General features: G+C 69.2%; 23 protein-coding genes. 8 read left to right on the forward strand and 15 right to left on the reverse strand.

Annotated elements, in window-relative coordinates:
* Positions 1-14 precede the first annotated feature (14 nt).
* Positions 15-476, forward strand: coding sequence for an MmcQ/YjbR family DNA-binding protein (locus tag N416_RS0100545; RefSeq protein WP_024440186.1), 462 nt, complete (start codon positions 15-17; stop codon positions 474-476).
* 67 nt (positions 477-543) lie between these two features.
* Here the strand turns inward: N416_RS0100545 and N416_RS0100550 are convergent, their stop codons facing one another.
* Positions 544-1,557 (reverse strand): methionine synthase, encoded by a 1,014-nt coding sequence (locus N416_RS0100550; protein ID WP_024440187.1) that lies wholly within the window; start codon positions 1,555-1,557, stop codon positions 544-546.
* 52 nt (positions 1,558-1,609) lie between these two features.
* Between N416_RS0100550 and N416_RS0100555 the strand changes: the two genes are divergently transcribed.
* On the forward strand, positions 1,610-2,242 hold the full coding sequence (locus N416_RS0100555; RefSeq protein WP_024440188.1) for a sensor domain-containing protein: 633 nt from the start codon (positions 1,610-1,612) through the stop codon (positions 2,240-2,242).
* Between the two features lie 86 nt (positions 2,243-2,328).
* Here N416_RS0100555 and mnmA read toward each other — a convergent pair whose 3' ends face one another.
* The 9 genes from mnmA to N416_RS0100600 all read right to left on the reverse strand — a co-directional run bounded on the left by mnmA (position 2,329) and on the right by N416_RS0100600 (position 12,742).
* Positions 2,329-3,405 (reverse strand): tRNA 2-thiouridine(34) synthase MnmA, encoded by a 1,077-nt coding sequence (gene mnmA, locus N416_RS0100560; RefSeq protein WP_024440189.1) that lies wholly within the window; start codon positions 3,403-3,405, stop codon positions 2,329-2,331.
* Complete coding sequence (locus N416_RS0100565; RefSeq protein ID WP_024440190.1) at positions 3,402-4,586, reverse strand: cysteine desulfurase family protein; 1,185 nt, start codon at positions 4,584-4,586, stop codon at positions 3,402-3,404. The genes mnmA and N416_RS0100565 overlap by 4 nt, the downstream gene beginning before the upstream one ends.
* A 62-nt stretch (positions 4,587-4,648) precedes the next feature.
* The gene (locus tag N416_RS0100570) at positions 4,649-5,467 is read right to left on the reverse strand and encodes a lysophospholipid acyltransferase family protein (RefSeq protein WP_024440191.1); all 819 of its coding nucleotides are present in this window, start codon (positions 5,465-5,467) and stop codon (positions 4,649-4,651) included.
* Positions 5,464-6,330: a GNAT family N-acetyltransferase gene (locus N416_RS0100575; RefSeq protein ID WP_024440192.1), complete on the reverse strand. Its 867-nt coding sequence runs from the start codon at positions 6,328-6,330 to the stop codon at positions 5,464-5,466. Before N416_RS0100575 ends, N416_RS0100570 begins: the two co-directional genes overlap by 4 nt.
* 223 nt (positions 6,331-6,553) lie before the next feature.
* Entirely contained in the window at positions 6,554-7,285 is a 732-nt protein-coding gene (locus N416_RS0100580; RefSeq protein WP_024440193.1) for an SDR family NAD(P)-dependent oxidoreductase, read from the reverse strand.
* Positions 7,282-8,025, reverse strand: coding sequence for an SDR family oxidoreductase (locus tag N416_RS0100585; RefSeq protein ID WP_024440194.1), 744 nt, complete (start codon positions 8,023-8,025; stop codon positions 7,282-7,284). Before N416_RS0100585 ends, N416_RS0100580 begins: the two co-directional genes overlap by 4 nt.
* 120 nt (positions 8,026-8,145) lie before the next feature.
* Positions 8,146-10,944, reverse strand: coding sequence for a LuxR family transcriptional regulator (locus N416_RS0100590; RefSeq protein ID WP_081654415.1), 2,799 nt, complete (start codon positions 10,942-10,944; stop codon positions 8,146-8,148).
* 11 nt (positions 10,945-10,955) lie between these two features.
* Positions 10,956-11,912 carry an electron transfer flavoprotein subunit alpha/FixB family protein gene (locus N416_RS0100595; protein ID WP_024440196.1) on the reverse strand — a complete coding sequence of 319 codons (957 nt, stop codon included), beginning with the start codon at positions 11,910-11,912 and terminating at the stop codon, positions 10,956-10,958.
* Between the two features lie 38 nt (positions 11,913-11,950).
* Positions 11,951-12,742 (reverse strand): electron transfer flavoprotein subunit beta/FixA family protein, encoded by a 792-nt coding sequence (locus N416_RS0100600; RefSeq protein WP_024440197.1) that lies wholly within the window; start codon positions 12,740-12,742, stop codon positions 11,951-11,953.
* A gap of 196 nt (positions 12,743-12,938) precedes the next feature.
* On the opposite strand from N416_RS0100600, the gene N416_RS0100605 reads away from it, so the two are divergent.
* From N416_RS0100605 to N416_RS0100620, 4 genes are read left to right on the forward strand one after another with little or no spacing between them, the layout of a single operon-like run.
* The gene (locus N416_RS0100605) at positions 12,939-13,736 is read left to right on the forward strand and encodes a bifunctional 2-polyprenyl-6-hydroxyphenol methylase/3-demethylubiquinol 3-O-methyltransferase UbiG (protein ID WP_024440198.1); all 798 of its coding nucleotides are present in this window, start codon (positions 12,939-12,941) and stop codon (positions 13,734-13,736) included.
* Positions 13,733-15,268 (forward strand): glycoside hydrolase family 57 protein, encoded by a 1,536-nt coding sequence (locus N416_RS0100610; protein ID WP_024440199.1) that lies wholly within the window; start codon positions 13,733-13,735, stop codon positions 15,266-15,268. The genes N416_RS0100605 and N416_RS0100610 overlap by 4 nt, the downstream gene beginning before the upstream one ends.
* A gap of 55 nt (positions 15,269-15,323) precedes the next feature.
* Positions 15,324-16,568, forward strand: a complete 1,245-nt coding sequence (locus N416_RS0100615) for a glycosyltransferase family 4 protein (RefSeq protein ID WP_024440200.1) — start codon at positions 15,324-15,326, stop codon at positions 16,566-16,568.
* 10 nt (positions 16,569-16,578) lie between these two features.
* A complete protein-coding gene (locus N416_RS0100620; protein ID WP_024440201.1) occupies positions 16,579-17,712 on the forward strand; it encodes a Zn-dependent alcohol dehydrogenase in 1,134 nt (377 codons plus the stop codon).
* 6 nt (positions 17,713-17,718) lie between these two features.
* Here N416_RS0100620 and N416_RS0100625 read toward each other — a convergent pair whose 3' ends face one another.
* A complete protein-coding gene (locus N416_RS0100625; protein WP_036456896.1) occupies positions 17,719-19,488 on the reverse strand; it encodes an NAD(P)/FAD-dependent oxidoreductase in 1,770 nt (589 codons plus the stop codon).
* Positions 19,489-19,570: 82 nt separating this feature from the next.
* The gene (locus N416_RS0100630) at positions 19,571-20,179 is read right to left on the reverse strand and encodes a TetR/AcrR family transcriptional regulator (protein WP_024440203.1); all 609 of its coding nucleotides are present in this window, start codon (positions 20,177-20,179) and stop codon (positions 19,571-19,573) included.
* A 90-nt stretch (positions 20,180-20,269) separates the two neighbouring features.
* Here N416_RS0100630 and N416_RS0100635 point away from each other — a divergent pair, with 90 nt between their 5' ends.
* A complete protein-coding gene (locus N416_RS0100635; protein ID WP_155943296.1) occupies positions 20,270-20,842 on the forward strand; it encodes a TetR/AcrR family transcriptional regulator in 573 nt (190 codons plus the stop codon).
* A gap of 19 nt (positions 20,843-20,861) precedes the next feature.
* On the opposite strand, the gene N416_RS0100640 is transcribed toward N416_RS0100635, so the two are convergent.
* The 3 genes from N416_RS0100640 to N416_RS0100650 are packed head-to-tail and all read right to left on the reverse strand — an operon-like array spanning position 20,862 to position 23,601.
* Positions 20,862-21,185: a TfoX/Sxy family protein gene (locus N416_RS0100640; RefSeq protein WP_024440205.1), complete on the reverse strand. Its 324-nt coding sequence runs from the start codon at positions 21,183-21,185 to the stop codon at positions 20,862-20,864.
* Positions 21,185-22,132 (reverse strand): alpha/beta hydrolase, encoded by a 948-nt coding sequence (locus tag N416_RS0100645; protein WP_024440206.1) that lies wholly within the window; start codon positions 22,130-22,132, stop codon positions 21,185-21,187. The genes N416_RS0100640 and N416_RS0100645 overlap by 1 nt, the downstream gene beginning before the upstream one ends.
* Positions 22,132-23,601 carry an aldehyde dehydrogenase gene (locus N416_RS0100650; protein WP_024440207.1) on the reverse strand — a complete coding sequence of 490 codons (1,470 nt, stop codon included), beginning with the start codon at positions 23,599-23,601 and terminating at the stop codon, positions 22,132-22,134. Before N416_RS0100650 ends, N416_RS0100645 begins: the two co-directional genes overlap by 1 nt.
* A 93-nt stretch (positions 23,602-23,694) precedes the next feature.
* On the opposite strand from N416_RS0100650, the gene N416_RS0100655 reads away from it, so the two are divergent.
* Positions 23,695-24,672, forward strand: coding sequence for an LLM class flavin-dependent oxidoreductase (locus N416_RS0100655; RefSeq protein WP_024440208.1), 978 nt, complete (start codon positions 23,695-23,697; stop codon positions 24,670-24,672).
* The last annotated feature ends 14 nt before the right edge of the window (positions 24,673-24,686 follow it).

Raw genomic sequence — 24,686 nt, forward strand, 5'->3', positions numbered from 1 at the left:
ACTACCCTGGCGGCATGCCGCACCCGATCATGTACCGCGACGACGACCCTGGTCTGGCGGAGCTGCGACGCATCGCGCTGGGCTTTCCCGAAGCCTTCGAGAAGATCTCCCATGGCCGTCCGGTGTTCTGCGCACCCAAGATGTTCGCGATCTACGGTGGCAACAGCAAAGCCACCGGCACGATGGTGCCCTACCCCCATGCGCTGCTGGTCAAGGTCGACGAGTCCGAGCGACGTGCGCTGGAGCAGGACCCGCGGTTCTTCCTGCCGATGTATCTGGGCCCGTCCGGTTGGCTGGGCCTGGATTTCACTGCAGCTGATGTGGATTGGGATGAGGTCGGCGAGCTGGTCGACACGTCGTTTCGGCTGACCGCGCCGGCGCGGTTGGTCCGGTCTCTGGACCAGGACCAGCGCTCGGCGAATGCCCGCAGCCGCTCAGTCGCGGCGTCCCGGCGGCGCGACAGCCCGGCGAGATAGTCGCTGGCGTCGGCTGCGGCTGCACCGCCCAGATGCGTTCGCGGCTCGATTGCAACCTTCTCGTTGCCTAGATCGCCTCGGGCTCGCTGCTCAGCGCCTCGCCCACCTTGCGCACCAGCCCGAGCGCGGCGCGCGCCCACGCGGCGTCGGCGCCGGCCATCCCGCAGACCGGGCTGATCCCGACCCGCTCGGCCAGCACCGAACGGGCGAATCCGATGCGGTCGGTGATCGCCGCCACCGCGGTCGCCAGCTCTTCGACGCCGGGCGCCCGCGCCGGAGCGAGCGCGGGAACCAGTCCCATCACCACGGTGCGGCCAGAGTCGACGAATGCGCCGATCTGATCGTAGTCAGCGGATTCCAACCCGGTGCAGTCCAGCGCCAGCGCAGCGATAGCGCTGCGCTGCAACACATTCCACGGAAGTCCCGCTGCACAACTGTGCACCAGCACCTCGCCGCCGATGGTGTCGGCGCAGCCGTCGAGCAGCGCCGTGGCCAGCGACTCGTCGATGGCGGCCACCGGGCTCAACGCGGTAACGCCGGCCAGCCGGCCGGTCACCGCGGCGCCCAGGGACGGCTCGTCGAGCTGCACGATCACCGGCGTGTCAAGCCGGCGAGACAGGTCGGCGCGATGCGCCTTGAGGCCCTCGGCCAGCGAGGCGGCAAGGTCCCGCACCGCACCGGGGTCGGTGATCGCCCGGTGCCCATTCGCCAGCTCCACTTCCGCGGCCACGGTCAGCGGGCCGGCCGCCTGCACCTTGACCGGATGACCGCTCCCGCGCAGGCCGGCGACTTCCCACGCCTCTTCCAGCGCGTCGGCGTCCTCACCGAGCAGGCTCACCGCGCGCCGGCTCACCGCTCCGGGTCGCGCGGCCAGCCGGTAGCCTCGCGGGGCGGTGTCGATGGCGATGTCGACCAGCAGCGCGCCGGTCCGACCGATCATGTCGGCGCCGACTCCGCGCCCCGGCAGCTCGACCAGGTGGGCCAGGCTGCCGCCCAACTCACCGACCACCACCTCGGCCGCCGCGCGCGCCGAGGTGCCCGGCCACGACCCCAGTCCGGTCCCAGTGGCGAAAGCACTCACCGGGCAACCGTATTGAAGTGACATGGCCACGGGCACGGCGGGCTAGCCTTCGATGGTGAGAATGTCGCGGCTGGTGCCGATCGGGGCGGTGTCCGCAGCGGTGGTGGGCTGCACCCGGATGGTCGACGGGACGGCGCTGCCACCCGCGGCGCTGCCGGCGCCCGCCGGCGTCGTGGATCTCGGCCGGATCATGCTCGGCACACCCCGGATGCGGGCCATCGTCGGCGCCGACGAGCAGCTGACCGTCATCCCCACCATGGATTCCAGCTCTCCCACCGACATCGACGAGCTGGCCGCCACCATCCCGCCGCCATGCCGTTTCATCTTCGCCGAGACCGCGGTGTTCGGATCCACGGCGACGCGTTTCCACAAAACCACCTACCAGTACCCGCCGAAGGCCGCGATCGTCTCCGAGGGCGCCGCCGTCTACCCCGACACCGAAGCCGCGCACCACGTTCTCGATGCGTTGGTGGCCACCGTCGCCGAGTGCGCCGACACCTCCGCCGGGCCGGGCCTGGTCAGCGACTGGACTTCCGACGACGCGTCGTTGCGTACCCACGCCGGCGACTGCGGACGGGCGTACCAGGTCAAGTCGGTGGTGCTGCTGGAGGTCACCTACTGCGGCTTCTCGGAATCCGACGCCGACCTGGTGGTGACGAACATGGCTTCGGCGGTGCCCGGTTAGACCCGGTTCCCCACGCCGAGCGTGCACTCACGCCGGCAAGCGCCGCGTCGTCGTGCCCAGTACACGTTCGGCGCAACTGGCCGAAGCTACGCGCCGGTGGCGGCGATAGTGGCGCTGGCGATCACTTCGTCGCCGTGCGCGTCCGGGCGGTAACAGGCCAGGGTCTGGCCGCGGGCCACACCGCGCAACGGCTCGCGCAGCCGCACCTGCAACATGTCACCGACCAATCCGGCCACCGCGCCAACCGTCTCGCCGTGGGCGCGCACCTGCACCTCGCACTCGACTAGGCCGCGCCACGGTTGCCCCGAGGTGAACACAGGCGCCCGCCCGGTCAGCTCCGTCACATTCAAGTCGGCGGCCGACCCTACGGTGACGGTGCCGGTCGCGGCATCGATACCGGTCACGTAGCGCGGCTGGCCGTCCGGGCCGGGCCCGGCGATGCCCAGGCCCTTGCGCTGGCCGATGGTGAAACCGTGCACCCCATCGTGTTCAGCCAGCACCGACCCGCCGGTGTCCACCACAGCGCCGGGCCGCACTCCGATGTGGCCGCCCAGGAAGGTGCGCGTGTCGCCGGTCGGGATGAAGCAGATGTCATGACTGTCGGGTTTGCTCGCCACCGCCAGGCCGCGTTCGGCGGCTTCGGCGCGGATCTGCGGCTTGGGGGTGTCCCCGATCGGGAACGCCGCATGACGGAGTTGCTCGGCGGACAGCACCGCGAGCACATAGGACTGGTCCTTGTCGGCATCCACCGCGCGGCGCAGTCGGCCGTCGGCGAGCCGCGCATAGTGACCGGTGGCCACCATGTCGAATCCCAGCGCGACGGCTCGAGCGGCCACCGCGGAGAACTTGATCTTCTCGTTGCACCGCATGCACGGGTTGGGGGTCTCGCCACGCGCGTAAGACTCGACGAAGTCGTCGATCACCTCGTCCTTGAACTGCTCGGAGAAGTCCCACACGTAGAACGGAATGCCCAGCACGTCAGCGACGCGCCGGGCGTCATCAGAGTCTTCCCGCGAGCAGCACCCACGCGAGCCGGTGCGCAGGGTGCCCGGGTTGCGCGACAGTGCCAGATGTACCCCGACCACCTCGTGCCCGGCATCGACCATGCGGGCCGCCGCCACCGAGGAGTCCACTCCGCCACTCATCGCGGCTACGACCTTCATCGCGGCACTCCCGCTGCCGCCAGCATGGCCTGACGAGCCCGGTCCACCGCACCGGGCAACACGGCAAGCACAGCGTCGACGTCACCGTCGACGCTGGTGTGGCCCAACGACAGTCGCAGCGATCCGCGGGCTGCGACCGGGTCGGCGCCCATCGCGGTCAGCACATGCGAAGGCTGCGGCACACCGGCGGTGCAGGCAGATCCGGTGGAGCATTCGATGCCGTTGGCGTCCAACAGCATCAGTAGCGAGTCGCCTTCGCAGCCGGCGAAGGTGAAGTGCGCGTTGCCGGGCAGCCGCTGGCTACGCGATCCGTTGACCCGGGTGTTGTCAATCCGGGCGAGCACTCCCTCGATGAGCCGGTCGCGCAGGCCCGCAACCCGGTCGGCGGTGGACTCCAGCGAGCCCACGGCGACCTGGAGTGCCGCAGCCATGCCGACCGCTCCGGCGACATCGGGTGTGCCCGAACGGATGTCACGTTCCTGGCCCCCGCCGTGTGTGAGCGGGACACAGGTCACGTCACGACGAATCAACAGCGCACCGGTCCCGCACGGCCCGCCGAACTTGTGCGCGGTCAGACTCAGCGCGGACAGCCCGCTGGCACCGAAATCGACCGGCAGCTGCCCGACGGCCTGGACCGCATCGGAGTGCATCGGCACCCCGAACTGCGCGGCGATCGCGGCCAGTTCGACGACCGGCAGGACCGTTCCGACTTCATTGTTGGCCCACATCACCGACACCAGGGCGACGTCGTCAGCGCGACCGCCGTCCAGCTCCTCGCGTAGCGCCTCCGGTGACACCGAACCGTCGGCGTCGGTGGGCAGCCGGGTGATCTCAGCGCCCTCGTGCTCGGCGAGCCAGTCCACCGCATCCAGCACGGCGTGGTGCTCGACCTCGGTGGTGATGATTCGGCGTCGCTGCGCATCGGCATCGCGCCGGGCCCAGTAGATGCCCTTGACGGCCAGGTTGTCGCCGTCGGTGCCGCCGGAGGTGAAGACCACCTCAGAGGGACGCGCGCCCAGCCGTGCCGCGATGGACTCCCGGGACTCCTCCATCCGGCGGCGCGCGGTGCGACCGGCGGCGTGCAACGATGAGGCGTTTCCGACGGTGCCCAAGACAGCTGTCATCGCCTCGATGGCTTGCGGGTGCATCGGGGTGGTGGCGGCGTGATCCAGATAGACCATGACCTGCCCAGGATACCGGGCACCTGCGGCCGCCCCGGCGCTGCGGCGGGCGGCCGTCCTGCTCAACAGGCGACGCGAGCTCGCCGGCGCCGCCGGACCCGCCAGCCCGCCGCCGCCTGGCAACGCGCTGCGAGCTCACGCCGATCGGTTCCCGGCAACTGCAACGCCGCGACATGCACCTGCGCGATGGTGCGGCGCGCGGTGATCAGACGACGAATCGAGGCCAACAGGGTGTCGTCGCCGACAAACGCCGGCACGGTCGACAGCGCACCGTCCCGGTGGTGGTAGGTGAGCTGCAGCGGCTGTACTGGCCGACCCGCGTCCACGGCGGCCTGGAACATCGCCGGATGGAAACGGCCACGGGCACGCCCACACCAGGTGGTGCCCTCCGGGAATGCCACGACCGTACGGCCGGCCCGCAATCGGGCCGCCACCATGTCGACGACCACCGGCAACCCACGCAGACTGTCGCGCTCGATGGGGATGATCCGCATCATGCGGGCCAGCGCACCGATTCCGGGCCAGCTGATCAGATCGGCGCGCGCCACGAACGTGCCCGGCGACACCGCACCGATCACGAACACGTCCAGCCAGGACACGTGCGGGCTGACCACCAATATGCCGCGCAGGTTGCGTACCGGCCCGCCGGTCGTCGTCACCCGCACTCCGAAGCAGCGCAACACCACCCGGCAGGCGCCGCGCTGCAGCCGAACGCGGCCCGGAATCGGTACCGCCAGCAGGGGCAGCAGCGGCGCCAGCAGCACCACCATCGCCAGCCGTAGCGCCACCACCGCCGGGAACGGCCGCTCACTCCCGCCCCGGACGCATCGCGGCGTGCAGACGGCGCGAGGCGCCCAGGCGTTCACGCCCGGCTGGTTCACGCGTGCGCAGCGGTGTCGGCAGCCTCTGGGCCCCCTGCCACCAGCGACGCCGCGGACACTGACCGCAGCCGGCGCAGGTAGCGGGTGTCGGCGTCGCTGCGGCGCAGCAGGGCCGGGAAGTCCCCCACCCCGAAGGCGGGGTCGTGGGCCGGCTCACCGCAGACCCGCGCGCCCAGGCGCAGGTAGCCCCGCAGCAGCGGCGGAATGGTCGGACGAGTCGGCGGCGCGATCTCGTCGAGGCCCTTGCCGTCGACCATCACCGGCCGATACGGGGTCACTCGGTACGTGGAGGCGTGCCGCCGCCGCACGAAGTCGCGGACGCCGCGGATCTGACTGGCCGGGGGGCCCTCGCCGCGCACCGGCACCGAGACGCAGCCGGTGATGTAGTCGTACTGGTAGCGGTCCAGGTAGGCCAGGATTCCGGCCCACATCAACAGCACGACCGCGCCGTTGCGGTGGCCCGGCCGGACCACCGCGCGGCCCATCTCGACCAGCGAGGGACGCAGCGAATCCAGCGCGGTGACATCGAATTCGCTTGCGCTGTAAAGGCCTCCGGCAGCGATAGCCCCGGTGGGAGGAAGCATTCGGTAGCAGCCGACCAGCTCGCCGGAGTCATCGTCGCGGACCAGCAGGTGGTCGCAGTATTGGTCGAAATGGTCGGCGTCCAAGCCGGTGCTGCCGGCGCCGGAGTCGGTCAGGCAGAAGCCCGGCTCGGTGCTGAAAACCTCAAATCGCATCCGCTGCGCGGCTTCGATCATGGTGGGGTCGGTGGACAGCAGCAACGAGTAACGGGGGTTGTCGGTCCCGGAAGCGGGAGAATCGGTGGCGGGCTCGGGGGCGATGAGAACAGAACCAGTGCTCACACTCGCCACGGTCGCGCAGTCAGGCAGCGACGAGGCAAGCACGGCATGACATGTCGGTGCACGCTTGGTGACGAATTGTGCGTGGCCCGCGCGGCGGTCAAGGTCGGTGCAATGGGCGTTCAGATTGCATCCAGGGTCGTGAATTCACGACATGCACAACCATCAGAGCAATCTCAACGCCCACCGCTGAAATAAACGCCCACCGCTGAAATAAGGGTGCGGGTCAGGCCGCGGCTCCGCCGCCGTCGGCGTGCAGCGTCGACCCGGTGATGAAGCTGGACCGTGGCGAGGCGAGGAACAACACGGCCTCGGCTATCTCGGTGGCGTGTGCGGTGCGCCCCAGCGGAAGCCCCCGCCCCAGTTCGTCATTGACGTCACCCCATTCGGCGACAACCCCCTCGGTGGCGGTCGGCCCGGGAGCAACACTGTTGACCCGTACCCCGTGCGGGCCGAACTCGGCGGCCCACGTGCGAGTCAGCGACTCCAACGCGGCTTTGGAGGCGCTGTAGCTCGACGCACCGGGAACACCCTTGAAGGCGACCATGCTGGTGACGTTGACGATGCTGCCGCGCCCGCGCCGCAGCATGCCCGGCGCCAAGGCGGCGACCAGGAAGTAGGCGCCGCGCACATTGGTGTCGAACGTCGACTCGAATGAACCCACATCCTGGTCCACGGTCAGCGCACCCGGGAAGCTGGCGGCGTTGTTCACCAGGATATCCACGCCGCCGTCGCCGCATTGGCGCACCAGAGATCTCACCGAATCGAGGTCGGACAGATCCGCGGCCACGAATCGCGCCGCGCCGTCGAGTTCGGCGACGGCGGCGGCACCCCGCTGCGCCGAGCGACCGGTGATGATCACCTCGGCGCCGTGACGCGCCAGCAGCCGCGCGGACTCGAGTCCGATGCCCGCCGTCCCGCCGGTCACCAGCGCGGTCTGACCCGCCAGCTCACTCATTGTGCCGCCTGCCAATCGGCCAGCCGGGTCACCGCCAACGTGGCGTCGTCGCCGGTGACCAGGCCGGTGTCGCCGATCTTGGTGCCGAAGTAGACCGCGGCCGGGTCGACGACGATCGGGAGGTTCTCGCCCCGATGGGCCAGCACCACGGCGGCCAGTTCAGCGAAGGTCAGCTTCTCCGGGCCACCGATATTGATGATTCCGTCGACCGGCGCGGCCTGAGCGGCCCGGGCCACCTCGGCGGCCACCTCGGCTCCGGCGATCGGCTGGATCAGACCTTCGGGCGCCCGCACCTCACCGTCGACGGTCAGCGATGCGATGATGCCGTCGGCGAACTCGTGGAACTGCGTGGCACGCACGATGGTGTAGGGCAACCCGGATTCGGCGATAATGCGCTCCTGGGCGACCTTGGCGCGCATGTAGCCGCTGTCGGGCAGCCCGTCGCAGTTCACGATGGACAGCGCCACGTAGTGGCCGACGTCAGCGGCTTTGGCTGCGTCCACCTGGTGGGTGGTGGACTTGGTGAAGAAGTCCAACACCGGGCCGTCGGCGAAGTCCGGCGAGTTGACAACGTCGACCAGCACGTCGGCGCCCGAGAGGGCCTCCGCCAGCCCGTCTCCGGTCAGCACGTCGACACCTGAGTTGCGGGCGGCTGCCACGGTGTCGTGGCCGGCGGCGCGCAGCAACTCGACAACCTTGGTGCCGATCTGTCCGCTGGCACCCATCACAGTGATCTTCATCTTGTTCACACCCTCCTGCTCAGCACGATCTCGGTACCTCGACCCTGGCACCGTGCGGCCGGTGGGGGAACCCCGGAAAGTCCGTAGTCTGCGTCTCGGCGGGCGGGGCCTGGAGCCCGGTCAGCGGCCGACAGCGAGGTCGCGCAGTTCCCGGCGGGAGCGGATTCCCAGCTTGGCGAAGACCTTGCGCAGATGCCATTCGACGGTGTGAGCGCTGATGAACAGCTGGGCCCCGATCTCGACATTGGTCAGCCCGGCACCCGCCAGCTCGGCGATCTGCTGCTCCTGCGGCGTCATCACGTCACCGCCGGGCGGGGCGTGGCCGCTGACTTTGTCTCCGATCGCCTGCAGTTCGCGCCGGCTGCGCTGCGCGAAGGCCTGCGCCCCGAACCCGGTGAACATCTCATGGGCGGTGCGCAGCTGCTTGCGCGCGTCACCGCGCCGCTTCTCCCGGCGAAGCCACTCCCCGTACACCAGATGTGCGCGCGCCAGGTCCACGGCGATCCGAGTGCGCTCCAGCCGCTCGACGGCCTCGACATAGTGGTCCTCGGCAGCGAGGCCGTCACACAGCAGCGCGCGCGAGCGGGCCAACACGCCCAGCCCCCAATCGGTCTCGCTGACGGTGGCGCGTTCGTGCAGCTGCGCCAGCGCCTCGGCGGCCAATGACAGTTCGCCGCCGCGCACCCCGGCCTCCACCAGTTCCGCCAGGTTCCACCCGTAGAGGCCGAGATCCTCGTAGTCCAGCACGCGGCGCAGCGCCTCGCAGGCCGACTGGTAGCGACCCAAGCCGTTGTAGAGCACCGCGGAGGCGTAGCCGATCAGTGCGATGATGCGGCCCTCGCCGCGGGCGGCCCCGCTGCGGGCCGCGGCGTCGATCAGCACGGTCGCCGCAGCTTCCTCCCCTGTCCAGGCCGCCAACGCCAGCGCGTGATAGCGCACCGGCGTCTGACCGGACGCCGCGGTCAGGGCGTCGGCGTCGGCGATCAGGGCGCGCGCCGTCGCGAACTCACCGGCCTGCACGTGCACGCCGGCCCGGGTGGTCAACGCGATCGGCAGCATGGCCAGCGCACCGGTGTCGGTCGCGACCCGCACGGCGTCGTTGGCGATCCGATACCAGGCTTCGTCGTCCCACACGTCGTGCACGGCGGCTTCGTATCCGATCGGAAACGCCTGCCATGACCAGGTGTTCGGGGTCAGGGCGGCAATCGCGGCACGCAACGGCTCCAGGCCGGCTTGGCAGCCGGCGCTGATGCGGGCGGTCAACGCCAGCAGCAGCAGATCGGCCGGCCGGTTCGTCCGCACGCCCGCGGCCAGCGCCGCCGCGGTGTGCTGGCGCACCTGCGCCCCGAACGCCCGGCCCGCATACATCGCCGCGCTGACCGCTTCCAACAGGGTTTCTTGCGCCATCACCGGATCAATCGACTCCAGATGGCTTGCCACGGTGAAGAATTGGTGAACTGAGTCAAGGATGGTGGCGGTGTGGCCGCTCCCGCGGCCGCGAGTGAATGCCAACTGCGCGCGCATCCGGGCCAACCGGGCACGCTGCAGCGCGTCCAGCGGCGCCAGCTCGGCGGTGCCCAACAGAATGGCGGCCGCGTCCATTTCAGCCACCGCCAGTTTGGCATCGGCGGCATCGAGCGCACGGGCTCCGCGCCGTCGCGGATCGGGGGTCAGTTCAGTGGCGCGGGCCAAAAATGCTGCCGCCGCCGCGGTCCCGCCGCGCAACGCCGCCCGGTCAGCGGAGCGTTCCAGCTCCGCGGCGACCGACTCGTCGGGGCCGGCTGCCGCATGGGCGCGATGCCACGCCCGCCGGTCGGGGTCGTGTGCCGGGTCGGTGGCCTCGGCCAGGGCACGGTGGGCATCTCGGCGGTCTTCGAGGATCGCCGCGCGGTAGATCGCCGAACGCACCAGTGGATGCCGGAACCGCACCCGCGCGCCGATCTCAATCAGGCCGGCCTCCTGGGCCGGGGCGATGGCCGCCGACGCCAGCCCCAACTCCCCTGCCGCCCGCAGCAACAGCGCCGCGTCCCCCACCGGCTCGGCGGCAGCCAGCAACAAGAGCCGTTGGGCGGCGTCGGGCAACGCCTGAACCCGGGCCAGGTAGTGGCGTTCGATCTGTCCCGCCACCGGCACCACGTCGGGGCGGTAATAGCCGCCGGCCAACTCGGCCGCGGACAGCCCCCGCGGCAGTTCCAGCAGCGCCAGCGGGTTGCCGTGGGTCTCGGCGACGATCCGTTCGGCGACCTGGGGATCGATCCGGCCCGGCAGCGCCGACTCCAGTACGGCATGCGCGTCGGAGTCCGTCAGGCCACGCAGCATCAACTTCGGCAGTCCGGTCAGGCCGTCTACCGGTTCACGCAGTGCGCACACCATCGCGACGGGCTCGGCCCGCAATCGGCGTGCCACGAACCCCAGCGTCTGAGCCGAAACCCGATCGAGCCACTGGGCGTCGTCGATCAGGCACAGCACCGGCCTGCGTGCCGCGATCCCGGCAAGCAGGCCCAACACCGCCAGCCCGACGAGAAATCGGTCGGGCGCCGGCCCGCTGCTCGTGCCGAACGCGATCGCCAGCGCCTCACGCTGCGGTTCGGGCAGGAGGTCGATCCCGTCGGCCACGGGTGCACACAGCTGCTGCAGGCCGGCGAACGCCAGCTCCATGTCGGACTCCACCCCGGCCGCCCGTATCACCTGAAACTCCGATGCGGCGTCGACCAGGTACTCCAGCAGAGCGGTCTTGCCGATTCCGGCCTCGCCGCGCAGCACTAGCACCTGACTATGGCCCTCGCTAGCGGCGGCGAGGGTTTGCCGTAGCTGCTCGCACTCGGTGTCGCGGCCACGCAAAGACGACAAAACCCCCGACACGCCGGGCGTGCGGGGGTTTTGACGACTTGCGGCCGGGCGGGCCCGGCGAACACCCATAGAGGTCTTCTTTAACCCTTGCGAGCCTTGATCGCCTCGGTCAGCTGCGGCGCGACCTTGAACAGGTCGCCGACGATGCCGAAGTCGGCGATCTCGAAGATCGGTGCTTCCTCGTCCTTGTTGACCACCACGATGGTCTTGGACGTCTGCATGCCGGCCCGGTGCTGGATCGCACCGGAGATGCCCAGGGCGATGTACAGCTGCGGCGACACGGTCTTGCCGGTCTGGCCGATCTGGAACTGACCCGGGTAGTAGCCCGAGTCCACCGCGGCACGCGAGGCGCCGACGGCCGCACCGAGAGAGTCGGCCAGCTCCTCGACCACCGAGAAGCTCTCCGCGCTGCCGACACCGCGACCACCGGACACCACGATGGGGGCCTCGGTGAGCTCCGGGCGGTCACCGGCCACGGCCGGCTGACGCGAGGTGATCTTGGTTGCGTTCTCCGCGGCGGCGGGCACCTCCACGGTGACCTGCTCGCCCGCACCAGCGACCGGCGCGGGCTCAACGGCACCCGCACGGACGGTGATGACCGGGAGCTCGCCGGTGGGCTCGGCCTCAACGGTGTAGGCACCACCGAAGATCGAGTGCACCACCTTGGCGCCGGCCTTGACCTCGACCACATCGACCAGCAGACCCGAACCGATGCGGGCCGCCAGCCGGCCGGCGATCTCTTTGCCGTCGGCGGTGGCCGCGATCAGCACCGCAGCCGGGGCAGCCGACTCGGCCAGCCCGGCCAGCACGTCGACAGTCGGGGTGACCAGGTAACCGTCCACCACGTCGGACTCGGCGACGTAGATCTTGGCGGCGCCGGCCTCTTTCAGGCCGTCCACCAACGGGGCGGCGGTGCCGGGGGCACCGACGACGACCGCGGACGGCTCGCCGAGCTCACGCGCGGCGGTGATCAGTTCGGAGCTGACCTTCTTCAGCGCTCCTTCGGCGTGCTCCACGAGCACAAGTACTTCAGCCATGTCTATTTTCTTCCGTCTTCGCTAGGTCCGGGGAGCGCTTAGATAATTTTCTGGGCAACCAGGTACCCGGCGATCTTGGTGCCGCCATCGCCCTCGTCGGTCACCTTCTCGCCAGCGGTCTTCGGCGGCTTCGGCGTCGAAGCAGTCACCTTGGTACCGGCGTTGGCCACACCGACCTCGTCGGCCTCGACGCCGATCTCGGCCAGGCTGAGCACGGTGACTTCCTTCTTCTTGGCGGCCATGATGCCCTTGAAGGAGGGGAAGCGCGGCTCGTTGATCTTCTCGTTGACGCTCACCACGGCCGGCAGCGAAGCCTCCAGGGTGAACACGCCCTCGTCGGTCTCCCGCTCACCGGTGACCTTGCCGTCCTCGACGGTCAGCTTGCGCAGGTGGGTCAGCTGCGGCAGACCCAGGTACTCGGCGATGATCGCCGGCACCGCGCCGCCGACACCATCGGTCGACTCGTTGCCGGCGATGACCAACTCGGTGCCCTCGATGGCGCCCAGCGCGCGCGCCAGCGCCCAACCGGTCTGGATGACGTCGGAGCCCTTCATGCCGTCGTCGAGGATGTGCACGGCCTTGTCGGCCCCCATCGACAGCGCCTTGCGGATCGCCTCGGTGGCCCGCTCCGGGCCGGCGGTCAGCACGGTGACGGTGCCTTCGGCGCCTTCCTTCTCCCGGATCTGCAGGGCCTCTTCGACGGCCCGCTCGTTGATCTCATCGAGCACGGCGTCGGCGGCGTCACGGTCAAGGGTCCAGTCACCGTCACTGAGCTTGCGCTCCGACCAGGTGTCCGGGACCTGTTTGATCAGGACCACGATGTTCGTCATGAGAGTGGTTCGTCCTCCTCAAAGGGGTCTTGCGGCGGCGGGCCACAAGACTGGGCAGCGATTCACGCAGCCGCACAAGCATGTTACTCATGGGTAACTTAATGCGGTTCGCCTGTACAGCGTAGCGGGTCGTGATAATGCCAGTGCGGGGTAGCCGGTTCGTAGAGTGCGCCCTTCGCGTTAGCCTGCCTGTGCAATGAAATTTACGAATGCCGCCGAAGACCCCACCGGCACGCCGGTCAGCGACAGCACGCTGACGCTGACCGGGGAACGCACCATCCCCGGACTCGACGTCGAGAACTACTGGTTCCGACGCCACGAGGTGGTCTACCAGCAACTGGCGCCCCGCTGTAGCGGACGCGTGGTCCTGGAGGCCGGGTTCGGCGAGGGCTACGGCGCCGACCTGATCGCGGGCGTGGCCCAGCGGGTGATCGGCGTGGATTACGACGACGCGGCGGTGGCCCACGTACGAGCCCGCTACCCGCGCGTCGAAGCGCTCCGGGGAAACCTCGCGGACTTGCCGCTGCCCGACGCGACCGTGGACGTGGTGGTCAACTTCCAAGTCATCGAGCACCTCTGGGATCAAGGCCAGTTCATCGCCGAATGTGCCCGCGTATTACGGCCCGGCGGGCTGCTGATGGTGTCCACGCCCAACCGGATCACCTTCTCCCCCGGCCGCGACACTCCGATCAACCCGTTCCACACCCGCGAACTCAATGCCGCCGAACTCACCGAGCTGCTGCTCGAGGGCGGATTCGAGATCGAGGGGGTTTACGGCGTCTTTCACGGGCCGGCACTGCGCGAGATGGACGCCCGGCACGGCGGTTCGATCATCGACGCCCAGATCGCGCGGGCGGTCGCCGACGCGCCCTGGCCGGCCGACTTGCTGGCCGATGTTGCCGGCGTGACCAGCGACGATTTCGACTTAATGGAAGCCGCTGAACGCGATATCGATGAAAGCCTGGACCTGGTGGCGATCGCGGTGCGCCGGTGACCGAAGAATCCAACGGCTCCGTACCGGGCCTGTTCACCCTGGTGCTGCACACCCACCTGCCGTGGCTGGCGCACCACGGCCGCTGGCCCGTCGGCGAGGAATGGCTCTATCAATCCTGGTCGGCGGCGTACCTGCCGCTGGTGCGGGTGCTGCGGACGCTGGCCGCCGAAGGCCGGCAGCACCTGCTCACGCTCGGGGTGACACCGGTGGTCGCCGCCCAGCTCGACGACCCGTACTGCCTGGACGGCATGCACCACTGGCTGGCGAACTGGCAGCTGCGCGCCGCCCAGGCCACCACCCTGCCCGACATCCGTCCGTTCGGGCTGCACGAATGCGCCGCGGCCGAACAGGCTCTCGACGAGTTCGCGCTGCTGTGGCGCCATGGCGCCAGCCCGCTGCTGCGGGAGCTGGTGCAGGCGCAGACGGTGGAACTGCTCGGCGGTCCGCTGGCTCACCCGTTTCAGCCTCTGCTGGCGCCCCGACTGCGCCAGTTCGCACTGCACGAGGGATTGGCCGATGCCCGGGCACGGCTGGCCCACACCCCCAGCGGAATCTGGGCCCCGGAATGCGCGTACACGCCGGGTCTGGAAACCGAGTACGCGGCCGCCGGAATTTCGCACTTCATGGTCGACGGTCCATCGCTGCACGGCGACACCACCCTCGGCCGGCCGGTCGGCGACACCGACGTGATCGCGTTCGGCCGTGACCTTGCCGTCAGCTACCGGGTGTGGTCGCCGAAGTCGGGTTATCCCGGGCATGACGCCTACCGGGATTTCCACACCTATGACCACCGCACCGGGCTCAAGCCGTCCCGGGTAACGGGCCGCAACGTCTCCCCCGAACAGAAGGCGCCGTACGACCCGCAGCGCGCCGACGCCGCGATCGATGCCCACGTCGCCGATTTCGTCGACGTGGTCCGGGGCAGGCTGCGGTCCGAGTCCGAGCGGATCGGCCGACCGGCCCACGTGGTCGCCGCGTTCGACACCGAGCTGTTCGGCCACTGGTGGTACGAGGGACCGACCTGGCTGGCTCGGGTGTTGCGGGCACTGCCCGAAGCGGGGGTTCGCGTCGGCACGCTCTCAGATGCCATCCACGCGGGCTTCGTCGGCGACGCCGTAGAACTGCCGCCCAGCTCGTGGGGGTCCGGCAAGGACTGGCGGGTGTGGTCCGGTGAGAAGGTCGCCGACCTGGTGCAGCTGAACGCCGAGGTGACCGAGACCGCTCTGGGCGCCGTCGACAAGGCCCTGGCCCAGACCGCGGCGCCGTCGGGCCCCACCCCGCGCGACCGGGTCGCCGACCAGATCCTGCGCGAGGCGCTGCTGACGGTCTCGAGCGACTGGCCCTTCATGGTCAGCAAGGACTCCGCCGCCGACTACGCCCGCTACCGCGCGCAGCTGCACGCGCACGCCACCCGGGAGATCGCCGACGCACTGGCCGGCGGCCACCGAGACACCGCACAGCGCCTGGCCGACGGCTGGAATAAGGCCGACGGCCTGTTCGGCGCCCTGGATGCCCGTAGGCTGCCACGGTGACCCCCCACCTCCGGACCTCGCACCACCACGGTGCGCGTCAGAACGGAACCGCCGCGTGAAGATCCTGATGGTGTCGTGGGAATACCCGCCGGTGGTGATCGGCGGGTTGGGTCGGCATGTCCACCACCTGTCGACCGCGCTGGCCGCTGCCGGGCACGACGTGGTTGTGCTGTGCCGGCGCCCCTATGGCACCGACCCGAGTACGCACCCGTCGTCCGACGAGATCAGCGAGGGCGTGCGGGTGGTCGCCGCGGCCCAAGACCCGCACGAGTTCTCCTTCGGCGAAGACATGATGGCCTGGACACTGGCGATGGGCCATTCCATGGTCCGCGCCGGACTGTCGCTGAAGGTCGACGGCGGCCAGAGCGTGTGGCGCCCCGATCTGGTGCATGCCCACGACTGGCTGGTTGCACACCCGGCGATCGCACTCGCTGAATTCTATGATGTGCCTTTGGTTTCCACGATCCACGCCACCGAGGCCGGGCGTCACTCCGGCTGGGTCTCGGGAGCGTTGAGTCGTCAGGTGCACGCGGTGGAGTCGTGGCTGGTCCGCGAATCCGATTCGCTGATCACCTGTTCGGCCTCAATGCGCGATGAGATCACCGACCTGTTCGGTCCCGGACTCGCCGAAACCACGGTGATCCGCAACGGCATCGACGCCGCACGGTGGCCGTTCGCCCCCCGACAGTCTCGTAGCGGCCCGCCGGAGATTCTGTTCGTCGGGCGACTCGAATACGAGAAGGGCGTGCACGACATCATCGCGGCCCTGCCGCGGATCCGGCGCGCCCACCCCGGAGCCACGCTGACCATCGCCGGTGACGGCACCCAGCAGGACTGGCTGGTCGAGTGCGCCCGAAAGAACCGGGTGTTCAAGGCAACCCGGTTCATCGGCCGGGTCGACCACGACGAACTCTTGGCACTGTTGCACCGGGCCGACGCCGCGGCGCTGCCGAGTCACTACGAACCGTTCGGCCTGGCGGCACTGGAAGCCGCTGCCGCCGGAACCCCACTGGTGGTCGCCAACGTGGGCGGTTTGGGCGAGGCGGTGATCAACGGCGAAACCGGTATGTCCTGCCCGCCGCGCGATGTGCCGGCCCTGGCCTCGGCGGTGTGTCACGTGCTCGACGACCCGGCTGCCGCCCAGCGCCGCGCCGTCGCCGCCCGCGAGCGGCTCAGCTCGGACTTCGATTGGCACACCGTCGCCGACGAGACCGCCCAGGTGTACCTGGCGGCCAAACGCCGCTTGCGGGAACCGCAGCCACGCCGGCCGATCATCGAGCACGCACTGCCCGACCGGTAGCCCTGGCCGGATGAAGAGTCGCGCCGCGATCCTGCGAACCTACGGTGGCCCCTGGTCGGTCGAGGAGTTCGAACTGGATCCGCCGCGCGCCGGGGAGGTCTTGGTCCGCATGGCCGCGGCGGGCCTGTGCCATTCCGACGAGCACATCCGGCAAGGTCACCTGGCCCCGCCGGGGCAGAGCGCTCCCGCTGCGCCGACCATCGGAGGACACGAGGGCTCCGGGACGGTCGTACAGGTCGGTGACGGCGTCACGGGGCTGTCCCCCGGCGATCACGTGGTGACCTCATTCGTCGCGGTCTGCGGTCAATGTCATTGGTGTTCTTCGGGCATGGAGTACGTCTGTGACGCCGGAGCGGGAACCATGCTGCCCGGAATGCCCACCGACGGCACCTTCCGCCACCATGGCGCCGACGGCCGGGATCTGGCTCATGTCTCCAAGATCGGCGCGTTCGCCGAACACACCGTGGTCTCGGCCGCCTCGCTGGTCAAGATCGATCCGCACTTGCCGCTGGTACCCGCGGCCCTGCTGGCGTGCGCGGTGCCGACGGGGTACGGCTCGGCGGCGTATCGCGCCGGTGTGCGCGGCGGCGACACCGTCGTGGTCATCGGAGTGGGCGGCATCGGCACCGCCGCCGTCCAGGGGGCCCGCATCAACGGGGCCGTTCGGATCGTCGCGGTGGATCCCGTTGCCTTCAAGCGGGAATCGGCCCGCACTTTCGGTGCCACCCACACCGCCTCCAGCACCGCCGAGGCCTTCGAGATGCTCCGCGACCTGACCCGCGGGGTAATGGCCGACGCTGTCGTGGTGTCCCCCGCTGTGGTCACCGATTCCGATGTCGAGGAGGCCCTGCGGCTGACCCGTAAGGCCGGGATCTGTGTGCTGACCGGAATGGCGGTGCAGGGCACGCGGACCAGCATCGATCCCCAGGACATGATGCTGATGAACAAGACGCTGTGCGGCACCGTGTTCGGCTCCTGCAACCCGCGGACCGACATCCCGCTGTTGGCCACACTCTACGATGCGGGTCACCTGCAACTCGACGAGATGGTCACCAAGCGTTACCGGCTCGACGAGGTCAACCAGGCCTATGAAGACCTGGCCGGCGGCGAATTGATCAGGGGCGTCATCGACTTCGGCCTCTAGCTTCGGCTATCGGGTGGCGATAAGCCCTTCCAGGGTGCCCGATTCTCGCCACGCGGCCAGGATGTCGGCGTACTCGGTGGGGCTGCCGAAGAAGAAACTGTCCTGGCGCAACCGGGCGTTCGCCTGGCCCTCACGGTTGTAGTAGCCCGGCGTGCACGTCTCGCGCCGCCCGGCGATGACGTCGGATCGCTGCACCACGGCATCGACCCAGCTCTGTTCGGCGTCCTCGGCGGCCTCCAGGGCGGGCAGATTCTGCTGCAACGCGTGCGCGATCACCCACGCCACGTGCCGCGACTGGGTGTCGATCAGGTAGGGAAAGTTCACCGTGAACCCGGATTGGGCAATGCTTTCGATGAAGCAGTTCGGGAAGCCATGGGCGTGCAGGCCATGGAAGGTGCGCACGCCGTCGGCCCATTTCCGGGTCAGGGTCACGCCGTCGCGCCCGATGACTTCGAAACCCGTGCGCCGGCAATAGTCGGTGCCCACCTCGAACCCGGTCGCGAAAATCAGGCATTCCAACGGGTATTCGATGCCGTCGACTACCGCCCCAGCCGGGGTGATCTGTTCGACACCGCGGCCCTTCGTGTCGACCAGGGTGACGTTGTCGCGGTTGAAGGCCGGTAGGTATTCGTCGTGGAAGCAGGGCCGCTTGCAGTAGTAGCCGTACCATGGCTTGAGCGCCTCGGCGGTGGCCGGATCATTCACCAACGCATCGACGCGGCCGCGGATCTGCTCCATTTTGGCGAAGTCGGCCATCTCGGCGCGCACCGATTGGTCGACGGGGCCGTCTCCGCTGACGATCGGCATCTGCTTGGTCAGGCTGGTCCAGGCGTCGTCGACCAGGTCTTCGTCGGCCTGGCCGCCCGCGGTCAGGATCTGGAAGTTCTCCATCCGGCGCTGCTGCCACCCCGGCTCCAGCTCCGCTGCCCACTGCGGGTCGGTCGGCCGGTTGCCCCGTACGTCCACCGTCGACGGCGTGCGCTGAAAGACATAGAGATGCCCCGCCGCCTCGGCCAGTCGCGGCACGCACTGGATGGCGGTGGCACCGGTGCCGATGATCCCGATCCGCTTGTCGGCCAGCCGGTCCAGCCCCTCACCGGTGTAGTCGTAGTCCCAGCGACTGGTGTGGAAGGTGCGCCCGGCGAACTCGCCGATGCCCGGGATGCCCGGCAGCTTCGGCTTCTGCAGGTAGCCATTGGCCATCGACACGAATCGGGCCCGAAATGCGTCCCCCCGATTGGTCGCGATTATCCAGCGTGATGCCGTTGTTTCCCAACGTATTTCGGTGACCTCGGTCTGCAGACAGGCATTGGAGTACAAGTCGTAGTGGTGGGCGATGCGCTGGCAGTGCGCGAAGATCTCCGGGCCCTTGGCGTATTTCTCGGTCGGCACGTAGCCAAGTTCCTCCAGCAACGGCATGTAGACGTAGGACTCGACGTCACAGGCGATACCGGGATACCGATTCCAGTACCAGGTGCCGCCGACGTCGGCGGCCTTGTCGATCAGCCGAATGCTTTCCACCCCGAGCTCGCGCAGCCGGGCACCGGTCAGCAGTCCGCCGAAGCCGGCTCCCACGATCGCGACGTCGACCTCATCGGACAGTGGTTCCCGGGTGAATCCGGCTTCAGCCCACGGGTCTTCGGCGAACCGGGCGAAGCGGCCCGCCACCTCGATGTACTGGTCGAGCCCGTCGCTTCGCAGGCGTCGTTGCCGTTCCCGGAGGTACTTGTCGCGCAAGGCATTCGGATCAAAGTCTGGCGACTGGAGATCCTGGATGTCGGTCACCGTCAGGCACCTCCGGAACGCCGCAAAGACAGCCCAGCAACCGGCTCAGCATATAATCAATCAGTTGATCATATCAATGGGCGACGAACAGCGTCCCCCGGATCAGGCGCTTCGCGGCGGCCAGCGCCGCCTGATAGGCCTCCGGAGATCCGGTCGCCGCCAATTCGGTCAGGCCGTAGACCAGGGCGTAGGTCACCTCGACCACCCGCCACCCCCCGCTGACGTCGCGCGTATCGCCGTCATCGACGATCCCGGTGATGATGTCGCGCAGCGCTTCCAGGCCCCCGCTTCCGGTGTCGCCCGGATACACGGTGACGGCGTTCTGAGCACGAATCGCCCATTCGAACGTGGCGAGATCGGGATGCTCGCGCATGAGGTTGCCGGACTCGTCCAGCACGGCCTCGATCCGGTCGACCACCGTGCCGGGCCGCTCGGCGGCGCGCCGCAGCCGCGGCAGCGCGATCTCGGCGCGCGCGACGATCGCGGCGGCCACCAGTTCGGCCTTGTTCGGAAAGTAGTTGTAGAGATTGGCGCTGGTAACACCTGCCGTGCGCGCGATCTGACGGATCGTGGTCCGTGCGTAGCCCAATTCGGCCACGCACGCAATGGTGGCGGCGATGATCCGCTGACGGGTCTGGCCGCCGTCGGCGCCGACCGGGCGGCCCAGCTGCGGTGTCGACATAGACCCATCCTCGCAGCCGTCGACACCGGCGTCGGGCAACCGGCGCAGTGTTGACCTGCCCGATCGCCGGCGGACTAACCTGAGGTGATCATGCCCCTGACGTCGACGCCGCGGGGTCGGCCGGCTGGAACCAGCAGCGAAAAGACCCGCCAGCGAATCATCAGCGCAGCGATCCGGCGTGTCGCAGAGGTGGGCCGTTCGGGTGCCACCATCCGCGAGATCGCCGCCGGCGCCGAGATGACCAGCGCCAGCCTGTACCACTACTTTCCGAACAAGGATGAGCTGATGGCGGCGACCGTGGCCGCCGCACGCGAGATCGCACTGCCCCGCTTACATGCCGCAGCACAGCACGGCGGCACCGTGGCGGATCGGCTTGCCGCAGTGCTTACCGAGGCCGACCGGCTGCGCCACGACCACCCCTATCTGGCCGCCTTCGAACGCGCTACCGGCGGGGTCTCGCCGTTGCGCGACGTCATCGGCGAGATCGTCGACGAAGCGCAGCGCGGCGGTTCGCTGGCGACCGGTATCGACGGCGACGGCGCCGCGGCTGCCGCGTACGTGTTGACGCGCGGGTTGATCGAGCAGGCAGCGCAACTGTCGCCGGACGCCTACCGTGCCACCCTGCGCTGCGCCGAAGATCTCATCCGCGGCACGCTGTTCTGAGCGGCTGCCGTGGGGCCGTTCAAGCGCTGGCCGCGGCAGCGATTCCGATATCCACCCATTCGGCGAGCTGATGCCGAGAACTGAGGTGTTCGCCGTCGACATGGACCCAGCCCCGCATGGTCCGTCCGCCCATCTCCATGGGCTGGGCGGCGGTGGTTCTCAGCAGGTGTTCGGCACGCGCGACACCCACGCGGACCAGCAGCCCGCCGGCCATCGCCGCGACGGCGATCTTGCCGGCGACCATGAATGCCAGCCCGCCGAACATCGCCTTCTCCAACACGGGTGGACCGTCGCCCGCGAATATCTCCCGCACGCGGGCCGCCAGCTGCGCGTCGTAGGCCACTACAACCCCACCAGATAGCGCACTCGGTGCGCGATAACCCGCCGCGACACCTCGGCATCGGGCACCAGCAGGTCGAACGCGTGCGGACACCCGGGGTACACATGCAGCTCGACGGGGACCCCCGCGGCAATCAGCCGGTGCGCGAAGGCGACATCCTCCGGCGCGAAGATGTCCAGCCCGCCGACATCGAGGTACGTTGGCGGCAGGCCGGCCAGGTCGCCGGCTCGGGCCGGCGCGGCGTAACCGTCGGCGCCGCCGTTGCCCAGCAGCGCTGTCCAGCCGGTGACGTTGTCGTCGTAGCTCCAGGTGAGCAGGGTCGCGCCCGCGTCACCGGCCTCGCGGGTGCGGTCGTCGAGCATGGGATAGATCAACAGCTGGGCTGCGATCGCCGGTCCGCCCCGGTCGCGGGCCAGCAGGCCCACGCCTGCGGCCAGTCCCCCGCCGGCGCTGTCGCCCATCACGGCCAGCCGGGACGCGTCGACCCCCAGCTCGCCCGCGTGCTCGCTGAGCCAGCACAATGCCGCGTAGCAGTCCTGAAGCGGAGCCGGATGCGGGAATTCCGGGGCGACACGGTAATCCACCACCAGCATCGGCACCCCGGAAGCAGCGACATAGGCGCGCACCGCCGCGTCGTAGAGCGAACCCACGTGTCGCCAGTCCAGGATCATTCCGCCGCCGTGCAGATACAGCGCAGCGCTGCCGGGCTGAGTGGCGCCGGTTCGCCGGTACCAGCGCAACGGAAGCGTGCCCCCGTCGTAGGTCAGCGAAAACTCGTGGGTTTCTACGCCGGTGACCGGCGGCAGCGACGCCAGTACCTGATTGAAGGTATGCCCCACGTTGCACCGACGTGCAGCGACATTGCCGACCGGCGGCGGCGGCGCATCGTCGGCACCGTCGCGCATCGCCAGCAACGCCGCCAGCACCTGCGGATCAGGAGCCCCGGCCATCAGCGCTGCGCCCCAGACACCGCGGTAGCCACCACCTTGGTCTCGAGGTATTCCTCGAAGCCTGCCAATCCCATCTCCCGGCCGACCCCGGACTGCTTGTAGCCGCCGAACGGCACGTCGGCGGCGTACCACATGCCGCCGTTGACGTTGACTGTCCCGACACGCAGTCGCGACGCCATCCGGGCGGCGCGGTCTTCGGACCCGAACACCGTGGCGGACAAACCATACGGCGAGTCGTTGGCGATCCTCAGCGCATCGTCATCACCGTCGTGGGCGAGCACCACCAGCACCGGGCCGAAAATCTCTTCGCGGGCCACGCGGGCCTCGTTGGACAGGCCGGCGATCACCGTCGGCTCGATGTAGAAGCCCCGATCCAGGTCATCCGGTCGGCCGCCGCCACAGGCAAACGTCCCGCCTTCGGCGATCGCCAGATCAAGATAGGACTGCACCCGATCTCGCTGCTTCGCCGAGATCAACGGTCCACACAACGTTTTCGGATCATTGGGGTCGCCGACCGCGACCCCAGAAATCGCGGCAGCCACCGCATCAAGCGCCTCGCCGTAGCGTGCGCGGGGCACCAGCAGCCGGGTGGTCAGTGCGCATCCCTGGCCGGCGTGGATCGCTACCGTCGACGCGGCCGCCGTGCAGGCGGCGGACAGGTCGGCGTCATCGAGGACTACAAAGGCCGACTTTCCGCCGAGTTCCAGAAAAACCTTCTTGATGTTCTGTGCGGCAGCAGTCATCACCGAGCGCCCGGTCGCCGTCGAGCCGGTGAAGGAGACCACATCCACCCGAGGGTCCTCGGCGAGCCGGGCACCGATGCGGTGGTCGGACGCCGTGACGATGTTGACCACTCCCGGCGGAAAGTCAGTCTTCTCGACGATGATCCGACCGACTTCGGCAGCGCACCAAGGGGTGTCGGGTGCCGGTTTGAGGACGACGGTGTTGCCCGCCGCCAGCGCCGGCCCGATCTTGGCGAACGTGACCTGGTGCGGGAAGTTCCACGGCGTGATCGCTCCGACCACGCCGAACGGCTCCCGCACGACGGTCCGCGCGGTGGTGATGCCCATCGGGGCCGCCACCCCGAGATCCACCTGCCAGGGGTAGCTCTCCGCGGTGGCGGCCGGGAAACCCAGGTCATCGACGGGGGTCTGCAGCTGGCCTCGGTAGGTCAGCGACCGGGGCGCCCCGGCCTCGGCGATGGTGATCTCACGCAGCGTCTCGATCTCGTCGTTGAGCGCGTCGCGCAGCTGGCGCAGACAGTGCACTCGTAATGCGGTGTCGCGGCCCCAGTCCGAGGTGTCGAACGCCGCCCGGGCGGCGGCGATAGCGCGGTCGAGGTCGGCGGCATCGCCGTCGGCGGCCGCACCGATGGCTTCCTCGGTGGCCGGGTTGATGGTGTCAAAGGTGCCCGCGCCACCGGCAACCAGCGCGCCGTCGATCAGCAGCTGGGTCAGCACACCGGTCACAGTGCCTAGGCTAACGGCGCCACATCGGCATAAACAATCGATTGATCATTTCGTCCGCTACGGTGGCGCCTCAGGAGGTGACCGGTCAATCCCATGACACTGCTGAGCGCCCTGCGCCTGAACATGACGAACACCCCCGGTGCCGGGCATGCCGAGCGGTACCGGGCCGCGTTGGAGATGGCGTCCTATGCCGACACCAACGGAGTCACCGCGATCGGCTGCGAAGAACATCATCTTGCGGCCACCGGCTGGCTGCCCGCGCCGCTGTTGATGGCCGCCGCCGTCGCCGGATGCACCAACGACATCCGCATCAGCGTCAACGCCCTGCTGGTACCGCTCTACGACCCGGTGCGCCTCGCCGAGGACATCGCGGTGCTCGATCATCTATCCGCCGGACGGGTCAGTTTCGTCGCCGGAATCGGTTACCGCCCAGAGGAATACCACGCTGTGGGTAAGGATTTCCGGCGGCGGGGCCGCCTGATGGACGAGTGCCTCGAGGTGCTGCTGAAGTCCTGGGGAGACGCGCCTTTCGAATACCGCGGCCAGCTGATCGAGGTGACACCCAAGCCGTACACCAAGCCGCATCCGGTGTTCTTCATCGGCGGGATGAGCACCGCCGCCGCCCGCCGAGCGGCCCGGTTCGGATTGCCGTTCTCACCGCCGATGCCCATGCCCGAGATCGAAGCCCGGTATCGGGAGGAACTGGCACGCCATGGAAAGCAGGGGTTCGTCTTCAGTCCCGAGAACGGCAATACCGTGACTCATCTGACCACCGACCCCGAAGCCGCATGGGCCCGATGTGGTGAGTATTTCCTGCACGAGGCAACCGAATACAGCTCATGGGCGGTGGCGCAGCTGCCTCGCCCCAACGAGAGTCGCACCGACACGGTCGACGAGCTGCGCGCGTCCGCCAAGATCGAGGTGCTGACCCCTGACGAGCTCGTCGAACAGTGTCGCGCCGGCCGCACCGGGGTGACACTGCACCCGCTGATCGGCGGGCTGCCGCTCGACGAGGGCTGGGAGAGCCTGCGACTGCTGGTCGAACGGGTACTGCCGGCATTGAATCCCTAGCTGGGACAACCCGG

It is taken from the genome of Mycobacterium sp. UM_WGJ, assembly GCF_000455125.1.
Classification (GTDB): domain Bacteria; phylum Actinomycetota; class Actinomycetes; order Mycobacteriales; family Mycobacteriaceae; genus Mycobacterium.

What these genes read in the sequence shown, in the direction of transcription:
- N416_RS0100600 (WP_024440197.1), bottom strand. Translation starts at nt 12,742, where the DNA reads ATGACGAACATCGTGGTCCTGATCAAACAGGTCCCGGACACCTGGTCG.
- N416_RS0100620 (WP_024440201.1), top strand. Translation starts at nt 16,579, where the DNA reads ATGAAGAGTCGCGCCGCGATCCTGCGAACCTACGGTGGCCCCTGGTCG.
- N416_RS0100585 (WP_024440194.1), bottom strand. Translation starts at nt 8,025, where the DNA reads ATGAAGATCACTGTGATGGGTGCCAGCGGACAGATCGGCACCAAGGTT.
- N416_RS0100580 (WP_024440193.1), bottom strand. Translation starts at nt 7,285, where the DNA reads ATGAGTGAGCTGGCGGGTCAGACCGCGCTGGTGACCGGCGGGACGGCG.
- N416_RS0100630 (WP_024440203.1), bottom strand. Translation starts at nt 20,179, where the DNA reads ATGTCGACACCGCAGCTGGGCCGCCCGGTCGGCGCCGACGGCGGCCAG.
- N416_RS0100590 (WP_081654415.1), bottom strand. Translation starts at nt 10,944, where the DNA reads ATGGGTGTTCGCCGGGCCCGCCCGGCCGCAAGTCGTCAAAACCCCCGC.
- N416_RS0100565 (WP_024440190.1), bottom strand. Translation starts at nt 4,586, where the DNA reads ATGGTCTATCTGGATCACGCCGCCACCACCCCGATGCACCCGCAAGCC.
- N416_RS0100545 (WP_024440186.1), top strand. Translation starts at nt 15, where the DNA reads ATGCCGCACCCGATCATGTACCGCGACGACGACCCTGGTCTGGCGGAG.
- N416_RS0100605 (WP_024440198.1), top strand. Translation starts at nt 12,939, where the DNA reads ATGAAATTTACGAATGCCGCCGAAGACCCCACCGGCACGCCGGTCAGC.
- N416_RS0100595 (WP_024440196.1), bottom strand. Translation starts at nt 11,912, where the DNA reads ATGGCTGAAGTACTTGTGCTCGTGGAGCACGCCGAAGGAGCGCTGAAG.
- N416_RS0100655 (WP_024440208.1), top strand. Translation starts at nt 23,695, where the DNA reads ATGACACTGCTGAGCGCCCTGCGCCTGAACATGACGAACACCCCCGGT.
- mnmA (WP_024440189.1), bottom strand. Translation starts at nt 3,405, where the DNA reads ATGAAGGTCGTAGCCGCGATGAGTGGCGGAGTGGACTCCTCGGTGGCG.
- N416_RS0100635 (WP_155943296.1), top strand. Translation starts at nt 20,270, where the DNA reads ATGCCCCTGACGTCGACGCCGCGGGGTCGGCCGGCTGGAACCAGCAGC.
- N416_RS0100555 (WP_024440188.1), top strand. Translation starts at nt 1,610, where the DNA reads ATGGTGAGAATGTCGCGGCTGGTGCCGATCGGGGCGGTGTCCGCAGCG.
- N416_RS0100645 (WP_024440206.1), bottom strand. Translation starts at nt 22,132, where the DNA reads ATGGCCGGGGCTCCTGATCCGCAGGTGCTGGCGGCGTTGCTGGCGATG.